Source organism: Burkholderia sp. KJ006, from assembly GCF_000262695.1.
In the GTDB taxonomy this organism is placed as follows: Bacteria; Pseudomonadota; Gammaproteobacteria; order Burkholderiales; family Burkholderiaceae; genus Burkholderia; species Burkholderia vietnamiensis.
Window position 1 is genome coordinate 611,193 of the sequence record NC_017922.1, and the last position, 25,055, is coordinate 636,247.

At 67.7% G+C, this 25,055-nt stretch carries 15 protein-coding genes; 9 read left to right on the forward strand and 6 right to left on the reverse strand.

The window, feature by feature from the left end:
• Positions 1 to 84 precede the first annotated feature (84 nt).
• The 5 genes from MYA_RS26765 to MYA_RS26785 all read left to right on the forward strand — a co-directional run bounded on the left by MYA_RS26765 (position 85) and on the right by MYA_RS26785 (position 13,543).
• Positions 85 to 9,594, forward strand: a complete 9,510-nt coding sequence (locus MYA_RS26765) for a non-ribosomal peptide synthetase (RefSeq protein WP_014725950.1) — start codon at positions 85 to 87, stop codon at positions 9,592 to 9,594.
• Complete coding sequence (locus MYA_RS26770; protein ID WP_014725951.1) at positions 9,591 to 10,247, forward strand: glycosyltransferase family 25 protein; 657 nt, start codon at positions 9,591 to 9,593, stop codon at positions 10,245 to 10,247. The genes MYA_RS26765 and MYA_RS26770 overlap by 4 nt, the downstream gene beginning before the upstream one ends.
• Before the next feature lie 52 nt (positions 10,248 to 10,299).
• Positions 10,300 to 10,779 (forward strand): hypothetical protein, encoded by a 480-nt coding sequence (locus MYA_RS26775; RefSeq protein WP_226147646.1) that lies wholly within the window; start codon positions 10,300 to 10,302, stop codon positions 10,777 to 10,779.
• Positions 10,780 to 10,794: 15 nt separating this feature from the next.
• Complete coding sequence (locus MYA_RS26780; RefSeq protein WP_014725953.1) at positions 10,795 to 12,498, forward strand: cyclic peptide export ABC transporter; 1,704 nt, start codon at positions 10,795 to 10,797, stop codon at positions 12,496 to 12,498.
• Positions 12,499 to 12,658: 160 nt separating this feature from the next.
• The gene (locus MYA_RS26785; protein ID WP_014725954.1) at positions 12,659 to 13,543 is read left to right on the forward strand and encodes a helix-turn-helix transcriptional regulator; all 885 of its coding nucleotides are present in this window, start codon (positions 12,659 to 12,661) and stop codon (positions 13,541 to 13,543) included.
• Positions 13,544 to 13,849: 306 nt separating this feature from the next.
• Here the strand turns inward: MYA_RS26785 and MYA_RS26790 are convergent, their stop codons facing one another.
• Positions 13,850 to 14,653: a helix-turn-helix transcriptional regulator gene (locus tag MYA_RS26790; RefSeq protein WP_014725956.1), complete on the reverse strand. Its 804-nt coding sequence runs from the start codon at positions 14,651 to 14,653 to the stop codon at positions 13,850 to 13,852.
• 481 nt (positions 14,654 to 15,134) lie between these two features.
• On the opposite strand from MYA_RS26790, the gene MYA_RS31560 reads away from it, so the two are divergent.
• Positions 15,135 to 15,512 carry a hypothetical protein gene (locus MYA_RS31560; RefSeq protein WP_146230187.1) on the forward strand — a complete coding sequence of 126 codons (378 nt, stop codon included), beginning with the start codon at positions 15,135 to 15,137 and terminating at the stop codon, positions 15,510 to 15,512.
• Positions 15,513 to 15,829: 317 nt separating this feature from the next.
• On the forward strand, positions 15,830 to 17,575 hold the full coding sequence (locus tag MYA_RS26795; RefSeq protein ID WP_014725959.1) for a cholesterol oxidase substrate-binding domain-containing protein: 1,746 nt from the start codon (positions 15,830 to 15,832) through the stop codon (positions 17,573 to 17,575).
• A 630-nt stretch (positions 17,576 to 18,205) separates the two neighbouring features.
• On the opposite strand, the gene MYA_RS26805 is transcribed toward MYA_RS26795, so the two are convergent.
• The 4 genes from MYA_RS26805 to MYA_RS26820 form a co-directional block, all read right to left on the reverse strand.
• Complete coding sequence (locus MYA_RS26805; protein WP_014725961.1) at positions 18,206 to 18,658, reverse strand: DoxX family protein; 453 nt, start codon at positions 18,656 to 18,658, stop codon at positions 18,206 to 18,208.
• Position 18,659: 1 nt separating this feature from the next.
• The gene (locus MYA_RS26810) at positions 18,660 to 20,549 is read right to left on the reverse strand and encodes an amidohydrolase (RefSeq protein ID WP_014725962.1); all 1,890 of its coding nucleotides are present in this window, start codon (positions 20,547 to 20,549) and stop codon (positions 18,660 to 18,662) included.
• A 19-nt stretch (positions 20,550 to 20,568) separates the two neighbouring features.
• Positions 20,569 to 20,736 (reverse strand): DUF1427 family protein, encoded by a 168-nt coding sequence (locus tag MYA_RS26815; protein WP_014725963.1) that lies wholly within the window; start codon positions 20,734 to 20,736, stop codon positions 20,569 to 20,571.
• Positions 20,737 to 20,867: 131 nt separating this feature from the next.
• Positions 20,868 to 21,554 carry a hydrolase gene (locus MYA_RS26820; RefSeq protein ID WP_014725964.1) on the reverse strand — a complete coding sequence of 229 codons (687 nt, stop codon included), beginning with the start codon at positions 21,552 to 21,554 and terminating at the stop codon, positions 20,868 to 20,870.
• A 307-nt stretch (positions 21,555 to 21,861) separates the two neighbouring features.
• On the opposite strand from MYA_RS26820, the gene MYA_RS26825 reads away from it, so the two are divergent.
• Entirely contained in the window at positions 21,862 to 22,128 is a 267-nt protein-coding gene (locus tag MYA_RS26825; RefSeq protein WP_014725965.1) for a XapX domain-containing protein, read from the forward strand.
• Positions 22,129 to 22,446: 318 nt separating this feature from the next.
• Here the strand turns inward: MYA_RS26825 and MYA_RS26830 are convergent, their stop codons facing one another.
• On the reverse strand, positions 22,447 to 23,481 hold the full coding sequence (locus tag MYA_RS26830; RefSeq protein ID WP_014725967.1) for an AraC family transcriptional regulator: 1,035 nt from the start codon (positions 23,479 to 23,481) through the stop codon (positions 22,447 to 22,449).
• Between the two features lie 142 nt (positions 23,482 to 23,623).
• Here MYA_RS26830 and MYA_RS26835 point away from each other — a divergent pair, with 142 nt between their 5' ends.
• Positions 23,624 to 25,045 carry a coniferyl aldehyde dehydrogenase gene (locus MYA_RS26835; protein ID WP_014725968.1) on the forward strand — a complete coding sequence of 474 codons (1,422 nt, stop codon included), beginning with the start codon at positions 23,624 to 23,626 and terminating at the stop codon, positions 25,043 to 25,045.
• Positions 25,046 to 25,055: the final 10 nt, after the last annotated feature.

Consider the following 25,055-nt stretch of genomic DNA (forward strand, 5'->3'; position numbering starts at 1 on the left):
GCGCCGTCCGTGGCGACCGCGGCGCGCGTCATGCGCGCGGCCGGGGGTCGTTCCAGCTAAACAAAACGTCTCAAGGAGTGTCCTGTGCAAGACAATAACGTGCTGGTCACCGACCATCGCTATGCGCATACCGCGCGTTTCTGGCGCGAAAGCCTGTCGCAGGTTGCCGGCGTCTATCGGATCGCACCGCACGGACCGGGCCGCCAGCCCGCGCGCCGGCTGTCGCGCACGGTGCCGCTCACGCGCGCGTCGGTCGACGTGCTGCGGCGCATCGGCGACGGCGAGCTCGGCGAGTTCGCGGTCGCGGCGGCGGGCATCGCGTTTCTGCTGTGGAAGTACTTCAGGATTCCCGTGACGGTGCTCGGCACGCCGGGCCTCGCCGCGCAGCCGTCGGCGCGCGCCGCCGCCATTCCGCTGATCGTCGAGGTCCGTCCCGACGAGCGCGTCGACGACTATCTGGCGCGCGTGGCCGCGATCGTCGAAGACAGCTACGCCGCGCCCCATTTCCCGCTCGACACGCTGGTGCGCAACGAAAAGGACATGGACGTCGCGCAGCTCACGCGCGTCGCGCTCGCGGACGATCGCGTCCACCAAGCGCCGACCCTGCGCGACGACGACCTGCAGCTTGAGCTGCGGCTCGCGCGCGGCGAAATCGAGCTGCACCATAGCGACGCGATCGAGCCGTTCGTCATCGACGGTTTCGCGAACAGCCTCGGCGCCGTGCTGGAGGCATTCGAACGCCTCGACGCGGCGGTCGGCGACATCGTCGCGAGCACGCCGGCGGAGCGCCGGCTGCTGGCATCCTTCAACGAAACCGCGACGGCCGGGCCGCGCCACCCGACGGTCGTCGAGATGTTCGAGGCGCAGGTCGCCCGCACGCCCGCGGCGCCGGCCCTCGTCACGGACACCTCGCTGATGAGCTACGCGGATCTGAACGCGCGCGCCAACAGCCTCGCGCATCGCTTGCGCGAAGATCATGGCGTCGGGCCGGAAGCGCTGGTCGGCGTCATGTTCGACCGCTCCGAATGGATGATCGTCGCGATCCTCGGCATCCTGAAGGCCGGTGCGGCGTTCGTGCCGCTGGACCCGGCGTATCCGGCCGAACGGATCGATCACATCCTCGCCGACACGGGCCTCGCGCTGCTGCTGACCCACTCGGACCAGCTCGCGCAGTGGTATGAGTTCTCCGGCGCGACGCTGCTGCTGGATCAGGAGCTGCCCGGCTGGACGCCGCTGCCGGACAATCCGCCGTGCCGCGCGGAGCCGGCGCAGCTCGCCTACGTGATCTACACGTCCGGCTCGACCGGCAAACCGAAAGGCTGCCTGCTCGAACACCGCAATCTGGCCCACTACATCGGCTGGGCCGCCGACTACTACTTCCCGGAAAGCACGACCGGCAGCTTCGGGCTGTACAGCTCGCTGTGCTTCGATTTCACGCTGACCAACATCTTCTGCCCGCTGGTGCGCGGCAAGACGCTGCGCATCTATCCGCAGTCGGAGAGCATCGACACCATCCTGGCCCGCATGTTCCAGCCCGGCAGCGGCGTCGACACGCTCAAGCTCACGCCGACCCACATTCACCTGCTGGAATACATGAACCTCGGGCGCTCGGGCGTGCGCAAGGTGATCGTCGGCGGCGAGGAGCTCGCGCCGCAGCACATCGCGACGCTGCGCAAGATCGACCCTGCGATCGAGATCTACAACGAGTACGGTCCGACCGAAGCGACGGTCGGCTGCATCGTCGAGCGCGTCGACGACGTGCCGTCCACGGTGCTGATCGGCCGGCCGATCGCGAACACGCGCGTGTACATCGTCGACGATGCGCTGCGCCCGGTTCCGCTCGGCGTGCCGGGGGAAATCTGCATCGCCGGCGCCGGCCTCGCGCGCGGCTATCACCAGCGTCCCGACGTCACCGCCGCGAAGTTCGTCGAGCAGCCGTATCCCGACGAACCGCGCATCTACCGGACCGGCGACATCGGCCGATGGCTGCCCGACGGACGGATCCAGTGCTACGGACGCGTCGACGACCAGGTCAAGATCCGCGGCCACCGCATCGAGCTGGGCGAGGTCGAGGCCGCGATCGCCGCGCACGAGGAGGTCGTCGGCGCGGCGGTCATCGTGCGCGAGTCCGCGCACGGCGCCCGCAAGCTGGCCGCCTACGTCAAGGGTTCCGCGAACCTGAGCATGGCGGACCTGCGGGCCTTCCTGGCCGCGAAGCTGCCCGACTACATGGTGCCGTCCGACCTCGTCCCGATCGCCGAATTTCCGCTCAACGCGAACGGCAAGCTGGATCGCCCGGCGCTGCTCGCGCTGACGCCCACCGCCGCGCCCGACGATGCCGCCGTCGACGCCGACGCCACGCCGATCCAGCTCGAGCTGTTGCGGATCTGGCGCGATGTGCTCGACAACCCGGCCGTCGATCTCGCCGGCCGCTTCTTCGACTACGGCGGCGATTCGCTGCAGGCCATGCAGCTGGTGTCGCGCATATGGAGCAGCTTCGCGGTGGAGATCGGCATCGACGCGATCTTCGAGCTCCAGACCATCGGCGCCGTGTCCGACCTGATCGAGGCGTCGTCGCCGCGCGCCGGTTCGACGGCCGGCAGCATCGTGCCGCGCCCGCGCGCCGGCGACCTGCCGCTGTCCTTTCCGCAGCAGCGCCTGTGGTTCCTCGCGCAACTCGAAGGACCGTCGTCGACCTACAACGTTTCGAGCGCACTGCGCTTCGAGGGCGAGCTGGACGTCGAGCGGCTGCGCGCCGCCGTGTCGGAGATCTGCCGGCGTCACGAGATCCTGCGCACGACCTTTCCGGCCGTCGACGGTCTCGGGGTCCAGCGCATCGCGCCGGCCGCAGCGGTCGCGCTCGACGTCGTCGACGTCGCGACCGAAGCCGATGCGCTCGAACGGCTCGCGCAGCAAGCCGACCGGCCGTTCGATCTCGCCGCCGGGCCGCTCCATCGCGTCGCGCTGTATCGCGTGCATGCGCGGCTGCACGTCTTCGGCATCGTGATGCATCACATCGTCTCCGACGCGTGGTCGTCGGGCATTCTGCTCGGCGAACTGGCCGCGCTCTACGCCGGGCGGTCGCTGCCGGAACTGGCCGTCCAGTACGCCGATTACGCGGTGTGGCAGCACGAGCGTCTCGCATCCGCCGACACGCATCGCGAGCTTGCGCTGCTGAGCGCCGCGCTCGCCGACGCGCCGGACCTGATCGCATTGCCGACCGACCGCCCGCGGCCGGCGATCCAGCAGTTTCGCGGCGCGGTGCTGCCGTTCCAGCTCGACCGCGATCGCGCCGGCGGCCTGCGCGCGCTCGCGCGCGCGTCCGGCACCAGCACCTACATGGTCGTGCTCGCCGCGTATGCGCTGCTGCTGTCGCGCTACAGCAACCAGCAGGACCTCGTGATCGGCTCGCCGATCGCCAATCGGCGCTCCAGCATGACCGAGCCGCTGATCGGCTTCTTCGCGAACATGCTCGCGCTGCGCGTGGACCTGTCGGGCAGCCCGAGCTTCGGCGAACTGCTCGCGCGCGTGAAGCGCGTCGCGCTCGACGCCTACAGCCGTCAGGAGATTCCGTTCGAGCAGGTGGTGGACGCGCTCGCGCTCGAACGCGACCTGAGCCGCACGCCGGTGTTCCAGGTCGTGTTCGCGTACGAGAAGGCGCAGCCCGACGCGCTGAACTTTCCCGGCCTCGTGACCACGCCGGTGCAGGTGGAGAGCCACACGTCGAAGTTCGATCTCACGCTGCACGTCGAGGATGCCGACGACGGCCTCGCGGGCGCGATCGAATACAACCTGGACCTGTTCCATGGCAGCACGATCGAGCGGATGGCCGCGCACTTCCGCACGCTGCTCGATGCGGTGATCGCCGCGCCCGACCGGCCGCTCGGCGAGTTGCCGCTGACGAGCGACGCCGAGCGCGCTTTGGTGACCGTCGAATGGAACCGCACCGACGTCGACTTCGGTGACGCGGCCGGGCAACCGCTGCATCGGCTGTTCGAGCAACAGGTCGAGCGCACGCCCGATGCCGTCGCTGCCGTCTACGACGGTGCGGCCCTCACCTACGCCGAACTCAACCAGCGCGCCAACCGTCTCGCGCACCGGCTCATCGCGCTCGGCGTCGCACCCGATACGCTCGTGGGCGTCGCGATGGAGCGTTCGCTCGACATGATCGTCGCGCTGCTCGCGGTCCTGAAAGCCGGTGGCGCATACGTGCCGGTCGACCCCGACTATCCCGCCGAGCGCGTACGCTTCATGATCGATCACGCGCAGCTGCGCTGGCTGCTCACGCAACAGCATCTGCTCGCCGCGCTGCCAGATACCGGCGCACGCACGATCGTCGTCGATCGCGATACGTCCGAGTTCGACGCCGCGCTCACGTCCAACCCGGCGCTGGACCTGAGCAACGACAACCTCGCCTACATGATCTACACGTCGGGTTCGACCGGCCGGCCGAAGGGTGCGCTCAACACCCATCGGGCGATCGTCAACCGCATCCTGTGGATGCAGCACGCGTATGCGCTCGACGCCGACGATGCCGTGCTGCAGAAAACCCCGTTCAGCTTCGACGTGTCGGTGTGGGAGTTCTTCTGGCCGCTCGTCACCGGCGCGCGCCTCGTGTTCGCGCGCCCAGGCGGGCAGCGCGAGACCGACTATCTGGTCGAACTGATCGAGCGCGAGCGGATCACCACGCTGCATTTCGTGCCGTCGATGTTGCGTGCGTTCCTCGATCATCCGCAACTCGACGCGCACTGCGCGTCGCTGCGCCGCGTCGTGTGCAGCGGCGAAGCGTTGCCCCACGACCTGCAACAGCGTTGCTTCGAGCGCCTGGATGTCAAGCTGTACAACCTATACGGCCCCACCGAGGCCGCCGTCGACGTGACCACGTGGGAATGCCGGCGCGACGACCCGCAGCCCATCGTGCCGATCGGCCGGCCGATTGCGAATACGCGCATCTACATCGTGGATGCACAGATGCAGCCCACGCCGATCGGCGTGCCCGGCGAGTTGCTGATCGGCGGTACGCCGGTGGGCCGTGGCTATTACAACGAGCCGGATCTGAGCGCCGAGAAGTTCATCGCCGATCCGTTCTCCGACGACCCGCACGCGCGCCTCTACCGCACCGGCGACCTCGCGCGCTACCGCCCCGACGGCAACATCGAGTTCCTCGGCCGCATCGATCATCAGATCAAGCTGCGCGGCCTGCGCATCGAGCCCGGCGAAATCGAGGCCGTGCTGCGCACCCATCCGGCGGTCGACGACTGCGTCGTGATCGCGAAAACCGAGGACGCGCGAACCTTCCTGATCGCATACGTCGCGACCGCTTCCCGTGACATCGCCGGCCTGCGCGACCATCTGCGCGGCAAGCTCGCGGATTACATGGTGCCGTCGCAATTCGTCGCGCTGGCGTCGTTGCCGCTGCTGCCGAACGGCAAGATCAACCGCAAGGCGCTGCCGGCTCCGGCGGCGGCCGACGATGCGGCGCGGCCATACGCGCCGGCCGTCACGCCGCGGGAAATGCTGCTCGCGTCGATCTGGCAGCAGGTGCTGCAACTGCCTTCCGTCGGTATTCACGACAATTTCTTCGAGCTCGGCGGCGATTCGATTCTCAGCATCCAGGTGATCGCGCGCGCGAACCGGGCCGGGCTGCGCGTGACGGCGCAGCAGCTGTTCCAGTACCAGACGATCGCGCAACTGGCCGCCGCGCCCGACGCGCACGCCGCGCCCGCGCCGGTAGCCAGCCCGCTCGGCGATGCGCCGCTGACGCCTGTACAACACTGGTTCTTCGAACAAGACCTCGACGCGCCGTCGCACTACAACCAGACGGTCCTGATCGAGGTGCCGGCCGACCTCGACGCCGCGCGGCTCGCGGACACGTTCCGGCAGGTCTGCGAACATCACGACGCGTTGCGCACGCGCTTCGCGCGCGGCGCGGACGGCTGGACTCAGGAAGTGATCGGCAGCGGCGCGATGCCCGCCGTCTTCGCGGTGCAGACCGTCGCAGGCGACGCCGCCGAGCGCCTCACGGCGATGCGCGCGGCGGCCGCCGACGCGCAGCGCGGCATCGACATCGTGCACGGCCCGCTGCTCGCGGCGCGGCTGTTCCGTGCGGCCGGCGAGCCGCTCTCCCGCCTGTTCGTGGCGATCCATCACCTCGCGGTGGACGGCGTGTCGTGGCGCGTGCTCGTCGAGGATCTGCATGCCGCGTACCACGGCCGGCCGTTGCCCGAGAAGACGACGTCGTTCCGCGAATGGGCGCTGCATCTGCAGCAACTGGCCGGCTCGCAAGCCGTTGCCGACGAAGCCCCGACGTGGCAGGCGCTGCTCGCGCAGCCCGTCGAGCCGATGCCGGTCGACTATCCGGCCGCGGGCACCAACAACGCGGTCGGCGATGCGGCGTCCGTGTCGTTCGAGCTGGACGAAGCCGCCACCACGGCGTTGCTGCGCCGGCTGCCGCGCGCGTACGACACGCGCATCAACGACGTGCTGCTGGTCGCGCTCGCGCAAGCGTGCAGCATGGCGACCGGCAACGTCCGCACCCGGATCGACCTCGAGAGCCACGGCCGCCACGTGGCCGATGCGGCGCTGGACCTCAGCCGCACGGTGGGCTGGTTCACGTCGATCCATCCGGTCGTGCTCGAAGTCGACGCGATGCAGGCGCCGGGCGACGCGCTGCGTGCCGCGCGGCAGCAACTGCGGCGCATCCCGGCCGACGGCCTCGGCTATGCGCTGCTGCGCTACCTGAGCCCCGACGCCGCCGTGCGCGCGAGCCTCGCCGCGCTGCCGAAGGCCGACATCCTGTTCAACTATCACGGCCAGCTCGATACGGTATTGCAGCAGTCCGACGACTGGCGGCCGGCAGGCGATGATCTCGGTGCGCTGCGCGCCGAGCGCTCGCAGCGCACGCACGCGTTCGAGATCGTCGCCGCCGTTGCCGACGGCAAGCTGCAGGTCGACTGGCATTACGGCGAGCGGCTTCACCGTCGGCAGACGGTCGAGAACCTGGCCGCGCACTTCAAGGACCGGCTGCTCGACTTCGCGGCGTCGGTGCGCGACACCGCGTGGGACGGCGTCGACGACAGCTATCCGCTGTCGTCGCTGCAGCAGGGCATCCTGTTCCATTCGCTGTACGACCTCGACCCGGCCGCCTATTTCCAGCAGTTCAGCTTCGTCGTCAGCGGGCCGCTGCAGGTGCCGGCGCTGCGGCAGGCGTGGGCCAACGCGATGGCGCGCCATCCGGTGCTGCGCACCGCGTTCGCCTGGGCCGACCGCGAACGCCCGGTCCAGACCGTGCTGCATACGGTCGACCTGCCGTGGAGCTTCGTCGACTGGCGACACCGCGACGCGACGCGCCGCGCGCAGGACTTCGACGCGTTCCTCGCCGACGACCGGCAGCGCGGCTTCGATCTGCGCCATGCGCCATTGTTCCGCTGCACGCTGATCCAGGAAACCGACACGCGCCATCGCTTCTGCTGGAGCGCGCACCACATCATCCTCGACGGCTGGAGCACCGCGATCCTGATGAAGGAGGTGTTCGACGACTACCTGTCGCTCGCCCGCAGCGGCGCGCCGGTCGCCGTCGCGCCGGTGCCGGGCTACCGCGCGTACCTCGACTGGCTCGCGCGGCATCCGCGCGCGGCCGACGAGCGCTGGTGGCGCGCCGAGCTCACGGGCTTCCGGGCCGCGACGCCGATCGCGGGCGGCGCCGCGCAGCCGGCGGCCGGCGACGCCGCGCGGCGCGACACGCTGCGCAAACAGCAGTTCGTGCTCGACGACGCGCTGACGGCGCGGCTGCAAGCGCTGCTGCGGGCCCATCGCGTCACGCTGAACGTGCTGATCCGCGCGGCCTGGGCGCTGGTGCTGTGGCGCCGCGCGGCGACCGACGACGTCGTGTTCGGCGTCACCGTGTCGGGCCGCCCGCCGGCGCTCGAGGGCGTCGAGTCGATCGTCGGGCTGTTCATCAACACGCTGCCGCTGCGCGTGCGCATCGCGCCGGAGCGCCCGTTCGTCGACTGGCTGGCGGCGCTGCACGCCGCACAGGCCGCGATGGAGCCGCATTCGTACAGCTCGCTGGTCGATATCCAGTCGTGGAGCGAGCTGCCCGCCGGCGACAGCCTGTTCGACAGCCTGCTGGTGTTCGAGAACTTCCCGGTCGCCGCGGCCCCCGATCTCGGGCCGGACGAAATCGAGATTCTCGACGTCCGCGCGTTCGCCGAATCGAACTACCCGCTGACGCTGACCGTGCATCCGAACGAGCGCATCGGCTTCGAGCTCTCGCACGATGCACGCCGCGTCGCGCCCGAGGTCGTGCGGCAGATGCTCGACACGCTGCGCGCGTTGCTGGAGCGATTCGCCGACGACCCGCTGCAACTGACCGGCCAGCTCGTCGATGCGGCGAGCGCCGCCGGCCGGCCGGGCACGCCGCACGGCGCGCCGGGGCACGCCGCGCCGGCCGTCGAGCCTGCCGCCGACGCGGCCGCGACGGCGCGGGCCGTCGTTGCGCCGTCGGCCGACGAGCGCACGTTGCTGGAGATCTGGCAGCGGATCTTCAAGCGCGACGACATCGCGGTCACGGACAACTATTTCGATCTCGGCGGCCATTCGATCATCGCGATCCAGCTGATGGCGAACGTCGAGAAGGCGTTCGCGCGCCGGCTGCCGATTTCCTGTCTGTTCGAGAATCCGACGATCGAGAAACTGGCGGCGGCGCTCGCGACCCAGGCGACGTCGGCGCGCACGGACGTGCTCGTGCCGATCCGCGACGGCGGCCCCGCGGCGCCGCTGTTCCTGCTGCCGGGCGCGGGCGGCAACGTGGTCTACTTCCACCCGCTCGCGCACCATCTGAGCGCGGCCCACGCCGTGTACGGGCTCGAAGCGCTCGGCCTCGACGGCTCGTGTGAGCCGCTCACTCACGTGGAAGACATCGCGGCCCGCCATGTCGAACGCATCTGGCCACTGGTGGGCGCCGGGCCCTACTACCTCGCCGGCCATTCGTTCGGCGCGCACGTGGCGCTCGAGATGAGCCGGCAGCTCGTCGCCAAGGGCGCCGTCGTGAAACTGCTGGCGATCTTCGACGCGTCCGCGCCGGTCGACAGCACGGCCGCCGCCTACTGGCACGACTGGGACGACACCGACTGGCTCGTCGCGATCGCGCACGAAATCGGCACCTTCCTCGGCGCCGATCTTCAGGTGACGCGCGACGACCTCGTCGCGCTCGATCCCGACGGCCAGGCGGGCCTGATTCTCGCGCGGATCGGCGCTCGCGGCAGCTGGTTCGCGGACGCCGACTCCGACCGGCTGCGCGCCTATCTGCGCGTCTATCAGGCCAACTTCAAGTCGCGCTACGCGCCGCAGGCCGAGCCGCTGCCGGTGCCGATCGCGCTGTTGCGCAGCGTCGAGCACGACCCCGGCGACCACGCCCCGTCGCCGGAGATCGCGCAGCTCCGTCTGGACCCGACCTGGGGATGGTCGCGCTTCTCGACGCTGCCGGTAGCCGTGATGGACGTCCCCGGCGACCACCTGACCATGCTGCTCGATCCGCATGCCGGCGCCGTCGCTGCCCATCTCAACCCGTTCCTGGAAAAAACGCCCTCATGAAATCGACCGCGACGATCGACAACACCTTTGCCCGCAAGGTCTGCATCAACCTCGACCGGCGCCCCGACCGCTGGGAAGCGATGCAGCGCAAATTCGCGGAACAGGACATCCGCACCGTCGAACGGCTGTCCGCCGTCGATGCCAGACAGATCAGCGTGCCGGCCTCGCTGAGCCACATGCGGCCACAGGATTACGGCTGCACGATGAGCCATCTCGCCGCCGTGACACAGGCGAAGGCGGCCGGCGCGAGCGAAGTCCTGATCTTCGAGGACGACGCGTTCTTCGCCCCCGAGTTCGCGGAGCGCTTCCCCGAGTTCATCGCGCAGGTGCCGCAGGACTGGCACATGCTGTTCCTGGGCGCCTACCACTTCACGCCGCCGATTCCCGTCGCGCCGAACGTCGTGAAGGCCGTGGAGACGCTGACCGCGCACGCCTACGTCGTCAGGGACTCGCTGTACGACGCGTTCATTGCGATCAACGAACGGCCACCCGCGATCAACGACCGCAACAACCTCGTGCTGCAGAAGACCTTCAACTGCTACTGCTTCGAGCCGAACCTGGTCGGACAGGAGTCCGGCTACTCCGACATCATGGAAGAGGTCATGCCGGAGAAGCCGCTGGCCTATTCGCTGCCGATTCCCGACGGCTGGTGAGCGCCGCGTGCGCCGTTCGCAGCAATCCCTATCCCGACAGACTATGACGACCATGAAAATCACCACCGCCGACCACGAAGCGGCGTTCGTGCAGTCCGCACTCGATTCGCTCCACCGCGATCACAAGCTCGCCGAGGCCATTGCGCTGACCTTCGGGAAATGCGAATCGGCCGCCGACGTGATCGATCTGATTTTTCCGCTGATCACGAAGAAGCGGCGGGTCGATTACGTTCTCATGTACAGCATCGTGAGCAATCCGCGCACGCTGCTGCAGTTCCTTCGCGCGGCCGATTCGCGGCTGAGCCAGGCCGTCGCGTGGGCGCCCGCGTCGGTCGACGCGTCGTTGCGCGCCGCGGCCGCGGCGGCCGACCTCGGCTGGGACCGTGCGCAGCGCGTGCTGAAGTGCTGCGTGCTGTTCTCCGACTCGCCGCTCGAAATCGTCGCCAGCATCGCGTTCCTCGGCCGGCACGAAACCGCGTCGAGATTGCGGTCGGCGGCGCACAACGTCGAGCTGAGCCACCTGGTCAACTGAGCATATTGGCATCCCATGGATTTCGCTGAAAGCAAATCGCCGCCGTGGCATTCGGCCGTCACGCTGATGTGGCGCAGCCATCCGTGGCTGACGCTCGGCACGGTGCTGACGGGGCTGCTGAGCGGCGTCGCGTCGATCGTGGGCGTCGGCCTCATCAGCCGCGCGCTGCACGACCCGGACGAGCGACGCACGCTGCTGCTCGTGTTCATCGCGGTCAACGTCGTGGCGATCGTCTGCCGCAGCGGCGCTGCCGTGATGCCGTCCTATGCGTGCATGAAGCTGATGACGCGCCTGCGCGTCAACCTGTGCAAGCGGATCCTGGCGACCCCGCTCGACGAAATCGACCGGCGCGGCGCGCCGAACGTCCTGACGCTGCTCACCCAGGACATTCCGCAACTGAGCCAGACGCTGCTGACGATACCGACGATCATCGTTCAATCGGTCGTGCTGATCTGCAGCATCGCCTATCTCGCGTATCTGTCCTGGATCGTCTTCGCGTCGACGATGGTCCTGACGATCGTCGGCCTCGCGCTTTACCTGTTCTTCTACCGGAGGGCGGTCAATTTCACCGAGCGCGTTCGCGACGAGTTCGTGCGCTTCAACGAATACACGCACGGGCTCGTGTTCGGCATCAAGGAGCTCAAGCTCAACCGCGCGCGGCGGCGCTGGTTCACGCGTGCCGCGATCGAGCTGTCGTCGAAGCGCGTGGCCGGCTTCAATTACATCGAGCGCTTCTGGTTCATGGGCGGCGACACCATCGGCCAGATCACGGTGGCCGTGCTGCTCGGCTTCCTGCTGTTCGGCGTGCCGTCGCTCGGCGTCGTCGATCCGTCGGTGCTCACCGCGAGCATTCTCGCCGTGCTCTACATGATGGGTCCGCTGACCATGCTGATCAATATTCTGCCGATGGTGGCCGAGGGCAAGACGGCGCTCGCGCGGCTGGCGGAGTTCGGCTTCCTGGTCGACGACACGCAGGTCTCGCCCGCCGACCGCTCGCCCGAGCGTGCGCCGGAATCGTCATCGGCCGGCGCGTGGCGCGTCATCGAGCTGAAGGGCGTGAAGATGAACTACCGCGACAGCGAGTCGACGACCGACTTCGTGCTCGGCCCGATCGACATGACGATTCATGCCGGCGAGCTGGTCTACGTGATCGGCGGAAACGGCAGCGGCAAGAGCACCCTGGGCAAGGTGCTCAGCGGCCTGTATGCGCCCACCGAAGGCCACATCGCGCTCGATGGCGCAGTCGTCGACGACGATGCGCGGGAGCGCTACCGAAACCTGTTCTCCGCCGTCTTCACCGATTTCCATCTGTTCGACCGCGTGATCGGCCCCGATCGCGAGGACGAAGGCATCGCGCGTGCGCGCCGATACCTCGAGACGCTGAAGCTGGCTGACAAGATCAGGATCGACGGCAAGCATTACTCGACGACGACCGCGCTGTCGACCGGGCAACGCAAGCGGCTCGCGCTGCTTTGCGCGTACATCGAGGATCGCCCGATCTATATCCTCGACGAATGGGCCGCCGATCAGGACCCCGTTTTCAAGCGGTTTTTCTACGAGGTGCTGGTGCCCGACCTGCGAGCGCGCGGCAAGTGCGTCGTCATCATCACGCATGACGACCAGTACTTCGGGCTGGCCGATCGCGTCATTCGCCTCGAGCGCGGCCGGATCTTCTCCGATACGGCGATGGAAACCGCGCGAGCCGAAGCGGCAGGATGAGCGGCGCGCCGGGCGCGCGCGTCGCCGCGCCCGATTCACCGCCGGCCGTTCATCGGCTGTCCCTGCTATCCGTTACAGACGCGGCCGCCGCCCGGTGCTTAAATCACGTCGGCATCCGTGCGCGCAAGCGCAGCTTCAACGTCTCATCAGGAATCCATTCATGGAGTTCAGCAGATTGTTCGCACACGTCGGCGAAGCGATCTCGAGCAGCGGGAGCCGACGCTTTCCCCGCATGATGTACAGCCTGATCTCGGCGGCGGTCCCCGTCGACGAGATTCGCATTTCGGAATTTTCGGTCGACGCCGCGCCCGCCGGCGAGCTCGCGATGCGCAGCCTCGGCGCCGCGCCCGACAAGACCGGCGCGGCAGGGGCCGGCCATGAAGCGCAGATGCCGCCGCAAGCGAGCGCGCGCCGCGTGTACGTCGACGACACGCCGGCCGGCCTCGGCGCGGCCCCCGCGCTGGTCGAGCGCATCGTCGCGCTGCTGTCGGCAAACGCGTCGCCGCACGGCCGGCAATTCCATCTCGTGAGCCGCAAGCGCACGCACTGTTACGTGATCTCGTTGCATCGCGCCGAGACGGCGGACGATTTCTCGCCGCAGGAGCAGGACTTCATCAAGGAACTGTCGCACGTGCTGTTTCCGATCGTCGCGAGCCACGCGACGGCGCTGGGCTCGGCTCCGCCCTCACCGGCGCGGCTCGCCGCCGTTGTGCCGCCCGCGACGGAATCGGGCCGCGAGCGCGTCGCGCGGCGATTCGCCGAGCGTCTGCGGCATGCCGGCGTCACGCTGTCGGCGCGCGAGATCGACGCGTGCACTGCGCTGCTGGCCGGCGACACGGTGGCCGCGATCGCGATGCGCTTGGCGCTGCGCGAAAGCACCGTCGAGACTTACCTGAAGCGGGCCGCGGTGAAGCTCGGCTTCGGCGGCCGTCATGGCCTGACGCGGTGGATGCTGGACGAAACGGCCGGCGGCGCGACGGAAGCCGGCCTGGAGCGCGCCGGCGGCGCGTGCCGCGACTGCGGGGCGTCGCGCCTCGGTACCTGAACGCTCGCGGGTAGGATGCGCGAGGGCCGTCGGTTGCTCTGCGTGCGTTGAGCCCGGCGCCGCGCGCTGCTGCATGCCGGCCGCCGATGCAGGCGTCGTACGAACGCGTCACGTATCGCCACGGCGGCCGCGCTGTGCGTCGATTCGTACGCCGGCTATCGTACATTCGGACTCAACCGCGCCGCAGCGCCGACCGACATCGTCACGGCTCTTGCTGCAACCGGCGTCGAAGCGGCCGAGCACATCCGCAATCGGGGCTCGCTCGGCCTTGCCGGCGATCGTCGTCGATCGCCGGCATGAACCGGATCACGCTGCCGACGCGTAGGTCGTGCAGTCGTCGATCATCCATTTCGTGAGCCCGTGCCGGCCGCTGATGCCGAGCTTCACCGCGGCGCGCTTGATGTACGTCTCCACCGTGCTTTCCTTCACGCCGAGCTCTTCGGCCAGTTCCCGCAGCATCTTGCCCGCGAGCAGGCCGAGGCACACTTCGCTTTCGCGAGCGGACAGCGCGACCGCCGCTCGCGCCAGCCTCGACTCGAACTCGTGCCGCAGCGCGTCGACGCCCGGCAGGCCGCCGGTCGCGAGCGGCGCCGGCGCGCAGTCGCGCTCGCCGTGGCGGCGCGTCGACGCGTGCCATTCGACGAGCGGCAGCAGCGTATCGGCGAAATTCTTCAGGAACGACATTTCCCGCAACGAGAAGTCGTGATGCGATGCCGCGCGATGCAGCGAGATCACGTAGCGGCGGTTCGCCTTGCCCGACACCAGATGACACTGGAATCCATCGCATGCGCCGCGCGGCGGCGCGGCTTCGCTGCCGTGACCGTGCTGGCGCTGCGGGCTGATGTGGATGAGTTGCCGGTCGCTCGCGGACCGGATCCGGTTCAACAGCGGATGCGCCGGCTCGCGCTCGCCCTGCGCCGCCGCCGTGCCGAACGCGCCGAGCGACTGCACGTGCACCACTTCGCCGGCCGGCTTGTCGAGCGTCCATTCCGTCATTCGGGTGATGGCGAGCGGAACGGATTCGACCAGCAATGCATGCATGTCGGATGCGAATCGCTCGCTGCCGGCGCTCGAAATCACCTTCCCAAGCTTCGCGAATATCGCGACCATCTGACTCTCCTAGTTGTGCCTGCGTGACGACCAGCGGCGCAATGCCCGCGTGCATCGGCGCGATTTGCTGCCGCTGCTTCTCGACACGCATCGTTGCGCGCGGCTGCCGCGATTACCGCGCCGTCGCCACACGTGTTGAAGGCCAAAATCGAAAAACCCGACGACGTTTCGAACGGGATGAGTTCCCTGCAAATCAAGCAAAAATCGCAATCGAAAAATGAAACAATCATTTTCATTGAATTTGATCGGCATAAATACCCGCTGCGTATGATAGCCACGATTTTAGAAGTTTGCAGATGGCGTGATGGTGACTTCGTCGATTTTCGACCATCGAGAATACGAATTCAGCTTCCCCTACCGTCTGACACGTGAACGCAACATGAATCAGCTCGATAAATCAATATCATTTTGCATTGAATTTCTGTAACAATCCGATGACGTCGGCATACCACGAATTCTCGCCATTCGACGTTCCCGGCAGTTGGAATATCAACCTTTGCCGCGCCGTTTTTCTTTTAACCGTATGGCTTCGCGTTCCGCATACCGTGCATTGTTGCGAATCCCTCAATGCTCGGCCGAATATGCGCGACGAAAGGGCACAATTCATCGCGGCCGCCAGGCGGCCTCGTCCGACCGATTACCCCATTCGGCAATAAAAATCCACCTCGATAATATTTACGATGGCATCGACGCCTGCGTTGCAAAATACCCACAAAATGCCGTTCACTGGCTGCCGCAAACCCGTCATATTGAAGCCGCGCAGTTCATCAACTCCGCGGCTTGCTCACGGATGGATAAATTGCTAATCTCGCCCGGCGATATAACGCATGTGCAGTCCAATTACCTTGAATTACGATAGCGTTTATTCAGAAAATCGAAACATGCCTATAAACATTCACGCCGCATCATCTTTTATCGCGCGCCGTTGCTGACGGCCGCCCGCCGCAATTAAAGATTCAATCGAAATACCGATATTCCCTCGGCCGAAGGATCGGTCGACGGCTCGTTGCAAAAGTCGTCCGAAAAATACTCGTTTCTCTCGTTGAACGCCCGTGACGATGCGCGCTCGCGCCACCTCGTTCGCGCATCACACGCGCTTGAAGTGCCACACCCGCCTCAACGCATCGATTGCCGTTTCTCCAATCACAAAACGCATCCGAAGAACTGGAGCACACGATGAATCAAGACTTCCGAGACGAACCCGCGCGCCGATCCTTCCTGGCCGACATGGCGAAGCTGGCGGCGGCCGGCGTCGTCGCCGGCTGGACCCCGCTCTATCAGATCGCCGCGCACGCGCAGTCGGCCGGCGCGACGCCGCCCGGCTTTCCGGCCGACGTGCCGCTTTACAAGCAGGCGTTCCAGAACTGGAGCGGCGAAGTTGCCGTGCAAGACGTGTGGACGGCCGCGCCGCGCTCGGCCGATGACGTCGTCGCGATCGTCAACTGGGCGCGCGCGAACGGCTACCGCGTCCGACCGCGCGGCTACATGCACAACTGGTCGCCGTTGACGCTGGATCCGGGCGCCGGCGCCGCCAATGTCGTGCTGCTCGACACGACGAAGTCGCTGACGACCGTATCCGTCGACACGTCGGCGCGTCCGGCGCGCGTCACCGCGCAAACGGGCGTGTCGCTGGAGAGCTTGCTCGCGACGCTCGAGCAATATGGCCTCGGCTTGATCGCCGCACCTGCGCCCGGCGACATCACGCTCGGCGGCGCGCTCGCGATCGACGCGCACGGCACCGCGGTGCCGGCCACCGGCGAAACGCTGCAGCCGGGCCATAGCTATGGGTCGCTGAGCAATCTCGTCGTCGCGCTGACGGCGGTCGTGTTCGATTCGGCGCGGCAGCAATACGCGCTGCGCCGGTTCGAGCGCAACGATCCCGAGATCGGCGCGTTCCTTGCGCATCTCGGGATGGCCTTCGTCGTCGACGTCACGCTGATCGCCGGGCCCAACCAGCGGCTGCGCTGCCAGAGCTTCGTCGACATTCCGGCTTCGGAGTTGTTCGCACCGGCCGGCACGGCCGGCCGCACGATCTCATCGTTGCTCGACCGCTCGGGCCGGATCGAAGCGATCTGGTTTCCGTTCACGAGCGCCCCGTGGCTCAAGGTCTGGACGCCGACGCCCAGCAAGCCGTTGTTGTCGCGCACCGTCACGCAGCCGTACAACTATCCGTTCTCCGATTCGATCTCGCAGTCGATCTCGGATCTCGTGAAGCGGATCGTGATCGGCGGCGAAGCCTCGTTGACGCCGCTGTTCGGCCAGACGCAGTTCGCGGTGACGGCCGCCGGCCTCGCGCTCACGCTCAGTGCGGACCTCTGGGGCTGGTCGCGCACGGTGCTTCAGTACATCCGGCCGACGACGCTGCGCGTGACCGCGAACGGCTACGCCGTACTGGCGCGGCGCGCCGACGTGCAGCGCGTGATCGGCGAGTTCGTGCAGTTCTATCAGAACCGCATCGACGCGTACAAGGCACGCAACGAATATCCGATCAACGGCCCGGTCGAGATCCGCATCACCGGCCTCGACCAGCCGGCCGACGTCGGCGCTGCAGCGGTGGCGCCGACGCTGTCCGCGCTCACGCCGCGCCCCGATCACCCGGAATGGGACGTCGCCGTCTGGTTCGACATTCTGACGTTGCCCGGCACGCCCGGCGCCGACCGCTTCTATCGCGAGATCGAGCAATGGATGCTGGCCAACTACACGGGTTCGTATGCGATGCTGCGCCCCGAATGGTCGAAGGGCTGGGGCTACACCGACACCGCCGCCTGGCAGGACGGCACCATGCTGTCCGTCACGATCCCGCGCCTGTATCGCGACGGCCAATCAACGACAAGCAACTGGGACGCCGCGCGAGCGACGCTCGCGCGCTACGACCCGCAGCGGATCTTTCGCGCACCGCTGCACGACCGCTTGATGCCGTAGCGAACCGTGCGACTGCGGGCTCGCTCGATGCAACGGAGCCGATGCCGATAGCGGCGCGCGAGCCGGGCCTGTTCGGCGCATAGAGGACGGCCGGTCCGGTGCGCCGCGAGGTGACGACTCGGCTCGCGGCCCGCGGCCGTCTGCGCGTGTCCGAGCGGCCTCGCAGCCCGCTGTAAAAATCGACGCAGCGGCGATCGCGCCGATGCCCAGGCTCGCGTCGTTCGACCGATTCGGTTCGCTCGTCACGGTGTCGCGCACACGCGCCGTGAATCGTCGGCGGGACGATCGCGCGTCGCGTCGTTCGCGCACTTGACGAGGTTCGTAAGCGGAATCGAAGCGATGGGAAAGATTGCGGACGACGAACCGACGTTGCGCGGGCGCGTTACATGCGCTGCATCGATGAACGCAGCATGTACCGTACCGCGGATACGGCGAGCGCCGGGCGATACGCAACCTGCGCGTACCGCCCGGCGTCGCCCGTTCCGACGGCTGCTTGCTTCGCCTTCGATCAGCCGATCGATCAGCGTGTGGGCACGGACGCCCTGTCTCGTCACGCCAACTTCGGCTGCCGCACGCTTGCTCGTTCCAAAATCGGCGTCGCCGCGCATGCTCGCCGCGCCCACCGCATCTTCATCGAACCGACGCGTCGGCGTCGGCCTGGCGGCGCGTATTGCCGAGCACGGCGACGAGCACCAGCCCGCCGATCAGCCCGAGATGCTCGAAGAACGCGTTGAGCGCCATGAAGCGCGCGGCGCCCGACATGTTCCAGAAGTCGGCGGCCACCAGCATCGCGACGAGCGTCAACACGCCGAGGCCGCCGGCGCCGAGCCACGTGAAGCGCCGGGACAACACGCACAGCGGCCCGCCGATCTCGACCACGATCGCCATCGCGGCCCAGACGGGCCCGGGATGCAGGCCGAAGTGCGCCTGCTCCGCGGCAGCTGCATTGAAGTCGAGCAGCTTGTAAATGCCCGCGATCAGATACGCGGACACCAGCGCGGCGCGCGCGACCGGCAGCACCCACCGCTGCGACAGCAGTGCGCCGACCCAGGCCGGACAGTCGTAAGCCGCACGTGCCGTCATCTCAGATCGCCCAGCACGAGCATCCGAACGCGCCCCAGAAGCCCTTCGCGTCGGACGTCGGCAACGCGCTGCCCCATGCGCCCGCGTGCGCATGCTGGTGAACGTTGCATTCGTTCGCGCAGCCGCACATCGCGGCGGCCGCCGCGCGTTGCAGCGGCGCACCGGCGCGCTGCGTCGCGCCCCAGCCGCCGTAGCCGCCGAACTCGCGCACCGGCGACCAGTCGGGCATCGCCGGCGGGATCGGCGCGTCGTGCGACTCGAACGGCCCCGCACCCCAGACGATCTTGCCGTCGACCACCGTCAGCAACGCAGTCGTGGCGGCGATATCGTCCTCCGCGCACGCGAAGAAATCGCGGTCCGGGACCACGAGGTCGGCAAGCTGCCCCACCGCGATGCGCCCTTTCTTGCCTTCTTCGTTCGAGAACCACGTCACGTACTCGGTCCACATCCGCAGCGCGGTTTCGCGATCGAGCAGGTTGCGCTGCGGATACATCCTGAGGCCGCCGACCGTCTTGCCCGTCACGAGCCACGCGAGCGATACCCACGGGTTGTACGACGCCACGCGCGTCGCGTCGGTGCCGGCCGACACCTTCAGCCCCTTGCCGAGCATCTTCGCGACCGGCGGCGTCGCCTCGGCGGCTTGCGCGCCGTAGCGCTCGACGAAGTATTCGCCCTGATACGCCATCCGGTGCTGCACCGCGATGCCGCCGCCGAGCGCGGCGATCCGGTCCATCGATTTCTCGGTGATGGTTTCCGCGTGATCGAAGAACCAGTTCAGCCCTTCGAGCGGGATGTCCTTGTTGACCTTCTCGAACACGTCGAGCGCGCGGCTGATCGTCTCGTCATAGGTCGCGTGCATGCGCCACGGCCAGCGGTTCTCCGCGAGCACGCGCACGACGCCTTCGAGGTCGTCCTCCATCTGCGCGGGCAGGTCCGGGCGCGCCACGCGGAAATCTTCGAAGTCGGCCGCGGAAAACGCCAGCATCTCGCCGGCGCCGTTGTTGCGGAAGTAGTCGGTTCCGTCGTGATACTTGACGCTCTTGGTCCAGTTCACGAAGTCTTCCTTCTCGGCGTTCGGCTTCTGCGTGAACAGGTTGTACGCGATGCGGATCGTCATCTCGCCGGCGTCGTGCAGCTTGCGGATCACCTCGTAGTCTTCCGGGTAATTCTGCGAGCCGCCGCCCGCGTCGATCACGCCCGTGACGCCCAGCCGGTTCAGTTCGCGCATGAAATGGCGCGTCGAATTGTATTGATACTCGAACGGCAGCTTCGGCCCCTTCGCGAGCGTCGCGTAGAGGATCGTCGCGTTCGGGTTCGCGAGCAGCAGGCCGGTCGGGTTGCCGGCGGCATCGCGCAGGATGGTGCCGCCCGGCGGCTCCGGCGTGTCCTTCGTATAGCCGACGACACGCAGCGCCGCTGCGTTCAGCAGCGCACGATCGTACAGGTGCAGGATGAACACCGGCGTGTCCGGCGCGACTGCATTGAGTTCGTCGATCGTCGGCAGGCGCTTCTCGACGAACTGATGCTCGGTGAAGCCGCCGACCACGCGCACCCACTGCGGCGCGGGCGTCACGGCCACCTGGCGCTTGAGCATCTCCATCGCGACGGCGAGCGACGGCACGCCGTCCCAGCGCAGCTCCATGTTGTAGTTCAGTCCGCCACGAATCACGTGGCAGTGGTTGTCGATCAGGCCGGGCAGCACGCCGCGGCCGCCGAGATCGACCACCTTCGTCGCGCGGCCCGCGAGCGGCATCACGTCCGCGTCGCTGCCGACGGCGACGAAGCGGCCGGCGGCAATCGCGACCGCGGTCGCGATGGGGTTCGCGCGGTCGAGGGTCGTGAATCGCCCGTTATGCAGGATCAGATCCGGTTGGGTCACGGTTGCGGTCATGTGCATCACCTCTTGATGATCAGAAGCCAAACAGCTGTTTGACGGTGGGCAAGGCCTGCACGCCGATCAGCATGCCGAGCAACCCGACCAGCGCAATCAGCGGCGGTGCGGGAGAGCGAACCTTGATGGCGCTGTAAATCACACCGATCAGCAGGCCCGCACCAAGGGAAACCAGATAAGGTTCCATGCGATAAATCTCCCGGAGAATGTCGAACGCGGCGGCGGTGTGCCGGCCCGCATGCCGCGCGCGGCATGCGTGACGCGCTCACGTGCGCCCGCGCGGCAATGGCCGCTGCGGCGGTCGTAGCCCGTCTGCGCTTACTTCGCCGGAACCGGCGGGATCGACTCGTGCGGCGTCGCGGTGCGCGGCGCGGTCTTGTGGACCATCGTGTACGCGTAGTCGACGCCCATCCCGTACGCGCCCGAATGCTCCTTGGCGATCGCCATCACGGCGTCATACGTTTCGCGGCGCGCCCAGTCGCGTTGCCATTCGAGCAGCACCTGCTGCCACGTGACCGGCACCACGCCGGCCTGCACCATGCGCTGCATCGCGACGTCGTGCGCGGCTTGCGACGTGCCGCCCGATGCGTCGGACACCATGTAGATTTCGTAGTCGCCTTCGAGCATCGCGCACAGCGCGAAGGTCGTGTTGCAGACTTCGGTCCACAGGCCCGACACGACCACCTTCTTGCGGCCGTTGGCGGCCAGTGCGTCGCGCACTTTCTGGTCGTCCCACGAGTTCATCGACGTGCGTTCGAGCGTCTTCTGGTTCGGGAACACGTCGAGCAGTTCCGGATACGTGTGGCCCGAGAAGCTGTCGCTTTCGACGGTCGTGATCGTGGTCGGGATGTTGAAGACCTTCGCGGCCTTCGCGAGGCCGACGACGTTGTTCTTCAGCGTCTGGCGATCGATCGATTGCACGCCGAACGCCATCTGCGGCTGCTGGTCGATGAAGATCAGCTGGCTGTTGTGCGGAGTCAGTACTTCAAGCTTCGGGTTGCTCATGGCGATGATGTCCTTTGACGCGGAGAAATGTGAGGCTTGCCCCGCCGACGAATCTGCGAGGCGTCCGATGCGTTGTGTCGAGCGGTTCGACAGTCAACGCGCACCATTTCAGCGGCAAGCAGCCGACTACGCCAGTTAATCGTTCTGATTATCTCGACCAGCGATATTCAGGCTTAAAAGATCTGAATTTCAATGAAAGCACATGGGATGAACGCGAAGACCTGATAGGCTGATTCGAGACTTTCGGATCGCCGCCGAACCGGTCGCGATCGCTATTTCAACACGCTGTCCGTCACGTTCCATTGCCATGAAACCGTACGTTGCTTCACTTCTCGCCGGCATTCTCGCCGGCATCGTCTACGCGCTGATCGGCGTGCCGTCTCCGGCGCCGCCCACCATCGCGCTGGCCGGCTTGCTGGGCATTCTGGCGGGCGAACAGATTCTTCCCGTCGCGCGGCGGATGATCGGCGGCATTCGGCTCGGGACCGCCTGGCGCGAGGCGAAGTGCAGTCAGCATATGTTCGGTGCGCTGCCGGGCGGTCATGCGGCGGATGCTGGGGTGAAGCGCGATTGATGGCAGGACAGCCGGCTTGCGTGAGATCACGGCGGGGTCTGCAAACGGCCGTCGGATTTGGACGTGAGGCGTTGCCGCATGCGGCTCTGAGCGGAGAGCCCGCCGGCTTTTGCACGAGACGGACGATTGACGATTGAGGCGCCTCGACGGTGTCGCGGCGCACACCGTCACGACGTCACGTTCTGCGCGCCAAGCTCGCCGAGCAAGCAGCCGGCTGCTTGCCCATCCCAACAGCAGCGCAACCGCTGGGCATTCGCCGGCGCCACCGTCGAACCACCTGTCGACGAGCGATCGACGAATCCGCGCACGCCGCCCCCCTCATCCCCCCGCCCCACCGCCTCCCCGCACCCCGCTCCGATAAGCCCCCGGCGGCACCCCATACCAGCGCTTGAACGCCTGCGAAAAGCTCGATAAATCGCTGAAGCCGAGCCGTTCGGCCACTTCGGTCAGCGGCAGATGCGCGTCGCCGAGCAGCGCCTCGGCCATCGCGCCGCGGGCCTCGGCCAGCAGCGTACGGAACGTCGTGCCCTCCTCCTGCAGCCGGCGCTTCAGCGTGCGCGGGCTCGTGTTCATCAGCCGTGCGATGTCGTCGAGCGAAAACGGCACGTTGCCGGGCGTCGCGGTCAGATACTGCCGCACCATCTCCGCCGTGCCGATCCGGGCACGCCGCGCATCGAGCAGATGCGCGCACATCTGCTCGCACATCGAAACGGTCAGCGGATTCGCATGCGGCAATGGACGGTCCAGAAACGTGCGATCGAACCCGAGGCTGTTCGCCCGCGCGCCGAATACCGGTTCGATGCCGGCAATGCGCGGCGCGGCGCCACTCGGCGCGCTCGCCGCCTGCATCGTGAAGCGCGACAACCTGAAATCGCCGCCGCCGATTTCCTGCAGCAGCACGGCAGCGGCCGCCATGTCGCGCTCGACGAGGAAACGGCTCAGATCGGTCTCGAGCTCCGGCGCACCGAAATTCAGCACGCCCGTATGCGGCTCCTCGCGGTACGTGATCACCGTGTACGCATACGTGAGCGGCAGGAAGCGCATCGCGAGCGCCAGCGCGTCGCGCGCGGTCGCGCTCGCGATCAGCCCATAGCCCCACACGCCGTACGCGGAGAAGTGATAGCGCTGCCCGACCTCGAACCCGAGGCCCGGCGCACGCCCGAGCGCGCGCACCAGGTTGCCGGTCAGCCGCAGTTCCTGCGCGGCCGTCACCTCGGCGTTGGGATCGTCGAGCTGCGCGTCGGCGAGGCCCGTGCCGGCCAGCAGCCTTGCATGCGGCACGCCCCGTTCGTCGCCGAAATCGACCAGCAGCCGTGCGCTGGCCGGACTCCGGGTGAAGTCCCAGAAGCTCATGCGGAGAAACCCTCGAAGCGCCGATTTGGCCCAAATACTAAAACAATTGTCCCGAACCAGCATTGGTGTTTTCCCATGCGGCCCGCACCATCGGCGTCATCAGTCGTCGCCCGAACGACGCCAACACCCCGGAGGAGACACCATGCGACCGAGTCGCCCACCCGAGCTCGCCGCCCGCTTCGAACGCCAGCGCGCCGCCTATGCGCGCGATCCCGCGCCGCCGCTCGCGATCCGCCTGTCGCGGCTCGACCGTCTGCGTGCGCTGCTCGATACGCATGAAGCCGCGCTCGTGCAGGCGATCGACGCCGATTTCGGCGGACGCTCCGCGCACGAGACGCGGCTCGCCGAACTGTTCGTGGTCCGTAGCGGCCTGCGCCATGCGCGCGCGCACCTGCGGCAGTGGATGCGCGAGCGCCGCGTGCCGACCGCCGCGCATTTCCGGCCGGGCTACAACCGGATCGCGCCGCAACCGCGCGGTGTCGTCGGCGTGATGGCGCCGTGGAACTATCCGCTGCAGCTCGCGCTCGGGCCGGCGGTCGCCGCGCTCGCCGCCGGCAACCGCGTGCTGGTCAAGCCGTCCGACCTGACGCCGCGGCTGTCGGCCCTGCTCGAATCGCTCGTCGCCGACGCGTTCGATGTGGACGAACTCGCCGTCGTCACCGGCGACGTCGACACCGCGAAGGCGTTCGCGCGCCTGCCGTTCGACCATCTGTTCTTCACCGGCTCGACCGCGGTCGGGCGCGACGTCGCGCAGGCCGCGGCCGCGAACCTGACGCCGGTCACGCTGGAGCTGGGCGGCAAGTCGCCGGCGATCGTCGACCCGTCGTGCGATCTGGCGCACGCGGCCGCGCGCATCGCGTTCGGCAAGCTGCTCAACGCCGGCCAGACCTGCATCGCGCCCGACTATCTGCTGGTGCCGGCCGGCACCGCCGAGACCGTCGCGGCACGCGTGGCGGACGCGATCGCGCATCACTACCCGACGCTCGCCGCCAATCCCGACTACACGTCGATCATCGCCGCCACGCATCGCGACCGCCTCGCGGCGCTCGTCGACGACGCGCGCGCCGGCGGCGCACGCGTGCGCGAAGTGAACCCGGCAGGCGAACGCTTCGCTGCCGGCTCGCGCAAGTTCGCGCCGACCCTCGTGCTGGACGCGCGCGACACGATGCGCGTGATGCGCGAGGAGATCTTCGGCCCGGTGCTGCCGATCGTCGAATACGCGGATCTCGACGATGCGATCGACCGCGTGAACCGCGGCCCGCGCCCGCTCGCGCTGTACTGGTTCGGCCGCGACGCCGCGCGGCGCGATCGCGTGCTGCGCGAGACGGCGTCGGGCGGCGTCACGGTGAACGACTGCCTGTGGCATCTCGCGCAGGAGCACCAGCCGTTCGGCGGCGTCGGCGCGAGCGGCATCGGCGCCTATCACGGCAAATGGGGCTTCGATACGTTCAGCCACCACAAGCCCGTGTTCCATCAGGCGCGCCGCAGCGGCACCGCGCTGTTCCATCCGCCGTACGGCAAGACCTTCGATCTGCTGCTGCGCGTGCTGACGCGCTTCGCGTGACCATCGACCA

Excerpts from the sequence above, each read along its gene's own strand:
- MYA_RS26770 (WP_014725951.1), top strand. The coding sequence starts at position 9,591 with ATGAAATCGACCGCGACGATCGACAACACCTTTGCCCGCAAGGTCTGC.
- MYA_RS26775 (WP_226147646.1), top strand. The coding sequence starts at position 10,300 with ATGAAAATCACCACCGCCGACCACGAAGCGGCGTTCGTGCAGTCCGCA.
- MYA_RS26780 (WP_014725953.1), top strand. The coding sequence starts at position 10,795 with ATGGATTTCGCTGAAAGCAAATCGCCGCCGTGGCATTCGGCCGTCACG.
- MYA_RS26785 (WP_014725954.1), top strand. The coding sequence starts at position 12,659 with ATGGAGTTCAGCAGATTGTTCGCACACGTCGGCGAAGCGATCTCGAGC.
- MYA_RS26790 (WP_014725956.1), bottom strand. The coding sequence starts at position 14,653 with ATGGTCGCGATATTCGCGAAGCTTGGGAAGGTGATTTCGAGCGCCGGC.
- MYA_RS26795 (WP_014725959.1), top strand. The coding sequence starts at position 15,830 with ATGAATCAAGACTTCCGAGACGAACCCGCGCGCCGATCCTTCCTGGCC.
- MYA_RS26805 (WP_014725961.1), bottom strand. The coding sequence starts at position 18,658 with ATGACGGCACGTGCGGCTTACGACTGTCCGGCCTGGGTCGGCGCACTG.
- MYA_RS26810 (WP_014725962.1), bottom strand. The coding sequence starts at position 20,549 with ATGACCGCAACCGTGACCCAACCGGATCTGATCCTGCATAACGGGCGA.
- MYA_RS26815 (WP_014725963.1), bottom strand. The coding sequence starts at position 20,736 with ATGGAACCTTATCTGGTTTCCCTTGGTGCGGGCCTGCTGATCGGTGTG.
- MYA_RS26820 (WP_014725964.1), bottom strand. The coding sequence starts at position 21,554 with ATGAGCAACCCGAAGCTTGAAGTACTGACTCCGCACAACAGCCAGCTG.
- MYA_RS26825 (WP_014725965.1), top strand. The coding sequence starts at position 21,862 with ATGAAACCGTACGTTGCTTCACTTCTCGCCGGCATTCTCGCCGGCATC.
- MYA_RS26830 (WP_014725967.1), bottom strand. The coding sequence starts at position 23,481 with ATGAGCTTCTGGGACTTCACCCGGAGTCCGGCCAGCGCACGGCTGCTG.
- MYA_RS26835 (WP_014725968.1), top strand. The coding sequence starts at position 23,624 with ATGCGACCGAGTCGCCCACCCGAGCTCGCCGCCCGCTTCGAACGCCAG.